Raw genomic sequence first — 7,488 nt, 5'->3', positions numbered from 1 at the left:
ACTCTGCTTTACTATTTTTATCTTTATATCCAACACCATATACTTGGCTGTAACCTAGTTGCTGATGAAAGGAGAAATCTAATCCTTTCTTTTTATAAACATAATCATCCGTGTTGACCTCAAAAACTCCTGCATGCATGTAGATATTGTCTGAAAAATTATATTTAGCATAGCCGCCCCAATACGCATAGTTAGTAGGTAATGAACCCATTGCCCCTTTAATCGGGTCAGTACACAACAAAATATTTTGACAATTGTTATAGAGGAAATATCTTCTTAAGTTGGTACGTCCAACAGAAGTATATAATTTCTTATCGCTCCAATACTTATCCCAAGTCAACAAACTAAGTTGGGATGAAGCCAAATCATTGGCAGCAATTGCGCCTCCGACATAACTTCCAACTCCCCCAAACCAATTGTTTGAGGTATTTAATTGTGCATCATCATTTAAGCCATTAAATACATATTGTGCCTTTAAAACACCTAAATCATAATTTTCATTCGCTAATTTAATTTCAGTATTTAAAAATAAACCTGCTGAATTAGTAAAATTATCTTCTACCGCACTTTCTTGGCTATACATCGCTAAATCAATAAAATTAGCCGTAAACTTAAAATTGTCTTTTAGGCTAACTTCTGCATTTGCACTTATGCTATATAAAAGCACGAGTGTACCTATACATCCTTGTTTAGATATATACATAGAATCCTTTCCTTTAAATATAATTAATCATCTTTTAGCTTTATGTTTTTATATTTAAAAACTTAGTAAGATGATTATTTTTAGCTCAGCTCAACATTTATTTAGCTGGATAATTTTAGGCTTACTCACCCATTTCAACCTTATTTGATAAATCTGATTTCAACATAATTATATTGGTCCGACTTGTGCATTAATGACATTAATCTTGTCTAAAAATGACATACCATGCTTCAACACTTAGGCTATTAAATAATCAAAAAATTATTGAAATCCGAACAAAAAACAATCCACCACACTCTCCTGCTCGATTGCCGTATCCGAGCCTAAAAGCTGAATAATTGCGCCCTCAATCAGATATAAAAATAGCTTTGCATCCTGAAAAGTCGCATCAGATTTGAGTGTTCTAAGTTGACTATAAATTTCATTAATGAGCCAAGTTCTATATCTCACTGCGGTTTGATAAGCTTTTGGATAGGTCAGTTTCGTTTCAAAAATAGCTTTAAATAATAGATAGTAAGGCCCCTCTAAATCGGTGTGTAGAAAATACAATTTCTTTAATTGGTCAATCACGTTCGTGTGGTTTACTTGCTCAGCAATTGAAATCACTTTTTCTTTTAGACGTTCTTTTTGTACGATCAGGCAGATTTCAATAAATCGTTCTTTCGAATGAAAATAGTTATAAAAAGTCGCTTTGGGAATGTTTGACTCTTTCACAATTCTGTCGATTCCCACTGTATGAAACCCGTGATGGTGAAATAAATGAATCGACTTATTAATAACTTGAATAGCACGCGTTGAGAGAACTAAATTTGGCATAGTTTTACCGTTATAAATTCTTGTTTTTCAAAATGAGATACTTTTTCGGGAGAAAAAAAGGCACAGCAAAGCCGTAAGACTGTGCGTGGCACATCTCAAGTTTTATTGTTAGTTAAGTTTTTAGACGAAGTGATTTAAAGCTTGAAAACCTTACGGCGATCAAACTGCTTTAAAAGTTTAAGTTGTGTCGTTATAGCTTTTGGCAAAGGCTGCCAAGAAATGATGAATGTACAAAGCCAACTCCTTTTTATTGGGAGTTCTGCCAGACATTATAAATTATGGTGGCAGAACGAAAGGGGTTCGCAGACTGGTCAAACGTGGCCAGCACACCCGAAGGTGTCCCCCTCCGTTCCACCATAGAGGGGGCACGAGGGCTCAACACTAGAAGCACGAAACTTCTAATGTACGTTTGATTCGGTCTGCGACAACCGACTGGCAATGTAGGCCAGCAGGCAAAGGATAGTGCCCAACCCCTTTACAGTCAAGCACGCAAAATGACATTTGCTTTAAAATAGATCATTAAAAAGTAAGGATAAATAATTAAAATTTATTGTTAAAGTGGGGTTTATAAAACTTCTATCAATTAAAGCTCTATCGAGGTCTTAAGAGATACAACTTGCAAAAAATTATCTATGATAATATTTTAGAGTAATTACTCTAAAATGAGATTTAATAATGAAAATTACAAAAATTGGTTCGTATCACTGGATGCAAACTACAAATGGTCAGCTCAGCTTCAAAGATAAAATTAAGTTAATTCAAAAAATTATGCTGCCTAGTGTTATGGCCTCTATAAAAATAAATTACTTTCGGTTCAAAACTTCTAGCGATTTTGATATTAATCAGATCGTAATACCCGATACTCAAATGGTTAAAGTTGCACTTAATGAGCTCGAAGCTAAAACAGATATATCTATCTACAATCATTCATGGCGAACTTATTTCTGGGGAGCTGCCTTAGGTAATATACAAAAGCAGCAATTTGATCATGAGTCACTTTTAATAGCCGCACTTTTTCATGATATTGGATTAACTGAGCAACATATTCATAGTAAAGGTTGTAACTGTTTTACCTATGAGAGTGCTAAACAATTTGAGCAAAAGGCTAAAGAACATAGCTTTGATGAGAAGAAAAGTGAATTAATTAAAGATGCTATCTGCTTACATATGAACGGCTATATAGATCATTCTGACCCAGCAGAAATTACACTATTACAGCAAGGTGCGTCATGCGATGTGATTAGTGACGGTCTATATAGACTTCCCCTATCTTTTAGAAATGAAATTTTAGAAAAATATCCTAGAAAACAATTTAATAAAGAATTTATCGAGCTTATTAATTTAGAAAGTAAGAATGTACCAAATTCTCGAGCGAGTTTATTAAGTAGTCTTGGGTTACCACTCATGATTAAGTCAAATTTATTTAAAGAGTAGAAATATTAATATTTATAAAGTATTTACACTAAGTATTGAAACACCCGAAGTTGGAATTAAAAAAATCCCCACACAGGAGGATTTTTTTAATTTTTAATTCTGTTTGACGGGTTCAATTTATCGAATATTTGCATATTCCAAATTGATATCCACTTAACTCTAAAAACAAGAAATTTACCCTTCTTGTCTTCTCTCAAAGGTCCACCATTTTTTGTTATAACGCACTCGATTTTGTGGCCCAATCTCTAGCTTGTTTCCATAATAGTTATATATTTTTACTACATTATTATCATGATCTAATTCGGCAAGCAGATCACATGTATCTTCACCTTTTATATCAACGACTTTAATCATTATTGATTTCATCATTTCTCCCTTTTTGTTTATATTTTAGATCCATCTAACCTAGCCTGACGAATTTCAGTTAATTCTGCATGGAGCTTATTATATTCTTCACGTGTGATATGACCAGTCACTAATAAAGTACGTAATGTGCTATAAAGAAAGCCAATATCCTAAAGTAAAGCATAATCAACTGTTATATCCTCTTTAGATGAATTTTTAATACTTTCAATACCTTGATTCAACCAATCCAATGCATATTGTGTAGAGTATTCCATAATTCATCAATCTTTATTAGCAAACCTAAATATTAATAATGATGTAACTCATAAAGCAAATATAATTATCACTTATAATTTTTTAGAGCTTTAATAGTTGCCGCTTTTACCATCATTTCTATGACTTTGGAAATGTCCAGAGAACTAAAGTAGATACAATACTTGAGATCATTCTACCCATGGTTAGCACCCAATCTCTATCTATATTTTTCAAACAAACAGCATTTTTTGAGAAAAGATGATTTAAAAAAACTATAAAAAAGGTGGAAATATATCTTTTCCACCTTCACTATTTTTCGCTATAAATCTAGTAAACGCTTGCGCGAATTTACCTTAAGACACCGTAAACTTAACGCTATTATTTTGATAGATTGGCGTAATATCTTTGCCATTTAAGGTCACTTTTTTATAGGTGCCTTGAACTTTTTTAGCCGATAACACCGTATATGTTCCTGCTGCTAAATTGTCTTTTGTGACGAGCTGCAATGTTCCATTTAGGGTAGCCGTATTTGCCACTTGAACTGCTGGAAGTACATTCGATTTGAACGTGATGTTGAATGTCGTTCCTGCAAGCTGAGTTAAATTGCCCGCAATGGTCACTGTTTTAGCTGAGTTGGTTTTTAATAGGCTATTTTCACGCATATAAATATCGCCTTGACCAGCACCATGCTCAGACAATATTTCCAAACCACCCTGTTTTAAATCAATACCGCCAGTAAACGAATTATTTCCTGTCAGCGCTAAAGATCCTGTACCTGATTTGGTGAGTTTACCCGCCCCCGTAATATCATTACTCCACTGATCATATTGATTAAAACCACCTAAACTCGCATCCATGGTCAGATTTACATCGCCATCGAAAGTGCCATAACCTGCACCAGCTTTAAACAAGTTTAAGCGGCCATAGCCTTCAGCGTCATCCATGACTGGATAACCCGAAGCAAGCGCAGTCGATTTCAAAACCACGCGGCGTTGATCGGCTGTTAAATAAGGGAATCGGGTTTCCAATAAAACCTCAGCCCCTTTGGGCACCGTAGCTATTTTTGTTTTATCACCAATTTGGTTAAAACCATAGGTCATCCAGTGATTAACTTGCAGTTTTAATTTTTCAAGATCAGCGAAACGGTCATTCGCGTCATAAGGTGTTTTAGCCAAACTATAAAAGGATTCAAACGTTGAGCTATTGGTCTCTTTCATGAGCTGCGTTTGAGCTTGTAGATAAGCTTCTTTTCGTTGCTCTACAGTCATGGCATTTAAGTTGGCAACATCGGCAGCAATCGATTGAAGTCGCCCGCCAATCACGTCCATCGCTGAATGCATTCCCGCGATAATACGTGAATCACCTAAATCTAAACCACGTGCAATCAGTTCCTGATAGCGCTGAGGCACTAAATAAGCCATCGCAATTGCATTTCGGCCAGCTTCGGCGGTATGCCCACTTGGAAAACCACCGTCAGTTGCAGGTGTACTACTTTTTGCAGGCTCTAAACTAGGTACTACAATAACTTCTGAACTCCAGCGCCACGGACGAGCATATTTATAAAAACGCTTTGCTGACTCTGTTGATGAGTTATTTCCCATCGCTTGAACAAATTCAACGACTTTTCCGAAATTGGTATTTCCATCGGCTGTGGTTAGCCCACTATTATTGCCTTTGTCATCGTATTTTACTTGTGTGGCATCGGCTGGCACTGAATTGATTGTGGTGGTCTGCCCAGTGAGTTTTCGCCACGGATCGGTTAATGCTCCCATCCCTGTCGTTACGCTATAACTTTTGCCACGTCTATCATCCAAATAGGCACGAATAGCTTCTTCTTCTGTACGTTTCTGTGTAGTTTGAATTGAATAATTAATGTTGTAGTTCAATACATCTGCATTCTTTTTTGTACCGTCTGTACTGTCACCTGGTAAACCAGTCCAGTTTGATTGAACGACTGCCGGAAAACCATCTCTTGCTTCGGCAGATTGGCCTGCATCTACAAATAAACTAGATGGTGTCCATACATCTAAAAACCCGCTTAGTACACGCACCCCAGCATTTGTTTCTGCCGTAGCATATCGTGCATCACCACGTTGATTGGTCGTCCATGAATCTACAATGGTCGTGATATTTGATGGGACAGGAGCAGTATCTTCAAAGCCTACCCCCTTGGGTGCTGCGGGTATTTCTTGGTTTGCTGTCGAATTATCATCTGAGCTATTGCTGTCATTGCAACCCGTAAAAAAGACCGAACAAGAAATAAGAGAAAGTAAAAGTGTATTTATTTTAAAGCTAGACATGAGGTGACCCGTTTAATAAATATCCGTATCTTTCACCATGAATGTTTAGCTGTTATTACATATCCTAGATTAATTTAAATTTTTCTAAATAATATGGACTCTCTTTTTACTTTTTATACTTAAATGCTGAAATAGCTCTTTTGTCTATTTTTTGAAATGGGATAACTGATTTAAGAAATCATTTAATGGCTTAGGCACTCCCCATAAGTAACCTTGAAACTCAGTGCATCCATTGTCTTTAAAAGCATTAAATTGTTCAGTCGTTTCAATACCTTCTACTAACACTCGAAGGTTCAGATCCAGTCCGATTTTAATAATGCCAGTGACGAGTTTATTACTACGCTTATCATCCAAAGCCGCCTGTACAAAGCTACGATCAATTTTGATTTGGCTAATGGGCATTTTTTGTAAATAGCTTAAAGATGAATAACCTGTACCAAAATCATCAAGGGAAAGCTGAATTCCACTTTTTGAAAGGAAATGCATTTTTTCGATCATGCTTATACTATTAGTTAAAGCAATATTTTCAGTGATTTCTAATATGAGCCGAGATGGATTTACTTTATACCTCTGAACCATATCGATCACAGTTTGTTCAAAGTTAGGTTGCATAAAATGATCAGCACTAATATTGACTGAAAGTGTCAGATCTTTGGTCTCTTCATTTTTGCTCCAGTCTTGTAAAACTTTACAGGCTTGAGACAACACCCATACGCCAATCTCAGGCATTAACCCAAAATTTTCTGCCACCAGAATAAAATCTTTTGTAGGAACATATCCTAAAACAGGATGATGCCATCTTAATAAAGCTTCCGCACCAATAAGCATTTCAGACGAATTGACTTGTGGCTGATAAAAAAGTTTAAACTGTTCCTTCGCAAGTGCTAAGCGCAGCTCTTGTACCATACTATTTTCTGTTTGTATCTCTAATTGCATGGTGTAAATTGAAATACAAATCATCAATGTGGCAACACAAGTTGCAATCCATCCCCCATGGTCACGAATATCTTCCGGCAAAGGTATTGCACTATCAAGATTAAAAGAACTGCCGCTAAAAAATATAAAGCATCCGATCGACAATAAAATTAGAATGGTTTGTAAAAAGCTTGGATTTCTACGGTAATTTAAATACCCTAATATCGCTCCAGCCGGTAAAAATAAATGAGCCACCTGCGGACGGTCACTTGTAGCTACATCAAAAAATAAGCAAAAAATAACTGGAAAAACAAGTAGAACGACTTGAGACAAAAGAATACCCGCTGAAATGCGGTTTATATAAATAAGAAAAAGGCTAAAAATGGAAATCAGTGTAAAAAACAAATCCATATAAACAATCAGCCACATTTGTGCACATGCGAAATATATGGTCCAAAACAAGCAAAAAATAATGCAAATAAAAATATTTGCTTTAGCAGCTATTGTAAGTTGTTGGTCCATTATGGCACGGTAATTTTCCTTGTATTTTTTAAAGTAAGACGAAGCTATCATAAATAAATCAACCGTAAAATAAACAATGCACTATTTTGCCATTCATGCTCTATTTCAAAATCCACCAATAAAATCTAATGTTTTTTTACTTGCTATTTTTTACTATTTACCTAGATTGGTGATGTTTCAAATGTAGCGGTACAGTCT

Annotated in this window: 6 protein-coding genes; 1 reads left to right on the top strand and 5 read right to left on the bottom strand. The window is 35.6% G+C overall.

Annotated elements, in window-relative coordinates; genetic code table 11:
* Together HUN22_RS14230 and HUN22_RS14225 are read right to left on the bottom strand one after the other, a co-directional pair.
* A partial coding sequence (locus HUN22_RS14230; RefSeq protein WP_174730605.1) for a carbohydrate porin occupies positions 1-703 on the bottom strand: 703 nt, incomplete at its 3' end.
* A 261-nt stretch (positions 704-964) separates the two neighbouring features.
* Complete coding sequence (locus HUN22_RS14225; protein WP_174730602.1) at positions 965-1,519, bottom strand: TetR/AcrR family transcriptional regulator; 555 nt, start codon at positions 1,517-1,519, stop codon at positions 965-967.
* Between the two features lie 675 nt (positions 1,520-2,194).
* On the opposite strand from HUN22_RS14225, the gene HUN22_RS14220 reads away from it, so the two are divergent.
* On the top strand, positions 2,195-2,953 hold the full coding sequence (locus HUN22_RS14220) for an HD domain-containing protein (protein ID WP_174730599.1): 759 nt from the start codon (positions 2,195-2,197) through the stop codon (positions 2,951-2,953).
* A 174-nt stretch (positions 2,954-3,127) separates the two neighbouring features.
* Here the strand turns inward: HUN22_RS14220 and HUN22_RS14215 are convergent, their stop codons facing one another.
* The 3 genes from HUN22_RS14215 to HUN22_RS14205 form a co-directional block, all read right to left on the bottom strand.
* Positions 3,128-3,307, bottom strand: a complete 180-nt coding sequence (locus HUN22_RS14215; protein ID WP_174730596.1) for a hypothetical protein — start codon at positions 3,305-3,307, stop codon at positions 3,128-3,130.
* 599 nt (positions 3,308-3,906) lie between these two features.
* Positions 3,907-5,853, bottom strand: a complete 1,947-nt coding sequence (locus HUN22_RS14210; protein WP_174730593.1) for an acid phosphatase — start codon at positions 5,851-5,853, stop codon at positions 3,907-3,909.
* Between the two features lie 144 nt (positions 5,854-5,997).
* Entirely contained in the window at positions 5,998-7,341 is a 1,344-nt protein-coding gene (locus tag HUN22_RS14205; protein WP_174730590.1) for an EAL domain-containing protein, read from the bottom strand.
* Positions 7,342-7,488 lie beyond the last annotated feature (147 nt).

It is taken from the genome of Acinetobacter lactucae (assembly GCF_013344765.1).
Taxonomy (GTDB): Bacteria; Pseudomonadota; Gammaproteobacteria; order Pseudomonadales; family Moraxellaceae; genus Acinetobacter; species Acinetobacter lactucae_A.
This window is presented reverse-complemented; position numbering and strand designations above follow the sequence as displayed.